Annotated in this window: 1 protein-coding gene; it reads left to right on the top strand. The window is 74.9% G+C overall.

Annotation, left to right across the window (positions count from 1 at the left end; all coding sequences use genetic code 11):
- On the top strand, positions 1–358 hold a 358-nt coding region (locus tag R5H29_RS14245), incomplete at both ends, for an ATP-binding protein (protein WP_332329325.1).

The raw sequence follows: 358 nt of genomic DNA, 5'->3' as shown, positions 1-358 counted from the left end.
CCGATTTGGCGCAGCTTGAGCTTGTGCTGCTGAACCTGGCCATCAACGCGCGGGACGCCATGCCGCAGGGCGGGGAGATCGTGATCGCCGCCGCCAACACCAGGCGCGCCGCGCCGCGCCGGGCCGAGGAGCCGCCGGAGGGGGATCATGTGGCGCTCGGGCTGCGGGACACTGGCGGCGGCATGACACCCGAGGTCGCGGCGCGGGCGTTCGAGCCGTTCTTCACGACGAAGCCGGTGGGCCAGGGCAGCGGGCTCGGCCTGGCGCAGGTGCTCGGGGTGGCGCAGCAGCTCGGCGGCGGCGTGACGCTGGAGACCGCGGCGGGGTGCGGCACCACGCTGACCGTGTTCCTGCCGCG

Origin of the sequence: Stenotrophomonas sp. A3_2, assembly GCF_036624925.1 — a bacterium.
Lineage (GTDB): Bacteria > Pseudomonadota > Gammaproteobacteria > Xanthomonadales > Xanthomonadaceae > Stenotrophomonas > Stenotrophomonas hibiscicola.
This window is presented reverse-complemented; position numbering and strand designations above follow the sequence as displayed.